The organism is Rhizobacter sp. P3_B12 (genome assembly GCF_056402895.1).
Genome location: NZ_JBFUGN010001472.1, coordinates 1 through 1034 on the forward strand (window position 1 = coordinate 1; position 1034 = coordinate 1034).

Annotated in this window: 2 protein-coding genes; both read left to right on the forward strand. The window is 71.2% G+C overall.

Going from position 1 to position 1034, the window contains the following annotated elements:
• Window positions 1–589: succinylglutamate desuccinylase/aspartoacylase family protein (locus AC1D01_RS36175; RefSeq protein WP_477874562.1), on the forward strand; the 589-nt coding region annotated here is incomplete at its 5' end.
• Window positions 589–1034: ATP-binding cassette domain-containing protein (locus AC1D01_RS36180; RefSeq protein WP_477874564.1), on the forward strand; the 446-nt coding region annotated here is incomplete at its 3' end. The genes AC1D01_RS36175 and AC1D01_RS36180, both read left to right, overlap by 1 nt.

Below are 1034 nucleotides of genomic sequence, written 5' to 3' on the forward strand. Positions count from 1 at the left end.
CCTCTACACCGGCACGCCGCTGTGGTCCGAGGTCGAGCCGCTCGCACGCTGCCTGGGCGCGCAGGCCTCGCTGCTGGCGCTGGAGTCGGGCGACAACCCGTTCGACGAGGCGTGCTCGCAGACCTGGTGGCAGCTCGCCGCGCATTTCGGCGAGCAGCGCCCGGTGCCGCTCGGCTGCCTGTCGGTCACGGTGGAGCTGCGCGGCGAGACCAGCGTGACGCACCCGCAGGCTGCGGCCGATGCGGAGGCGCTGCTCGATTTCCTGACGCTGCGCGGCCTGGTCGACGGCCCGGCGCCCACGCTGCCGCCGCTGTTGTTCCCCGCCACGCCCCTGTCGGGCACCGAGGTGGTGTCCGCGCCGGTCAGCGGCGTGGTCGCCTACCACCGCGAGCCCGGCGAAGTGGTGCACGCTGGCGACCTGATCGCCGACGTGATCGACCCGATCAGCGGCGAGGTGCATTCGCTGCACACCCGCACCGATGGCCTGTTCTTCGCGCGCGACCGCGTGCGCTATGCCATCGCGGGAAGGCCCTTGTTCAAGGTGGCAGGCACCACGCCGATGCGCAGCGGCAAGCTGTCGAGCGATTGATGACGGACCCGCGGAGGGTGCAACTCCAGGTCGAGGACCTGCACAAGAAATTCGGCGCCGTCGAGGTGCTGAAGGGCGTCTCGCTCACCGCCAGCCAGGGCGACGTGATCAGCATCATCGGCTCCTCCGGCTCCGGCAAGAGCACGCTGCTGCGCTGCATCAACCTGCTGGAGCAGCCCGATGCGGGGCGCATCACGCTGTCGGGCGAAGCGATCGCGCTGAAGCCGGGCCGCGACGGCCGGCTGCAGGCTGCCGACGCGAAGCAGCTGCAACGGCTGCGCAGCAGGCTCGCGATGGTGTTCCAGCACTTCAACCTGTGGGCGCACATGACGGCGCTCGAGAACGTGATCGAGGCCCCGGTCCACGTGCTCGGCGTGCCGAAGGCGCAGGCCGTGGAGCGCGCCGAGGCGCTGCTCGCGCGCGTCGGCGTGCTGCACCGCAATGG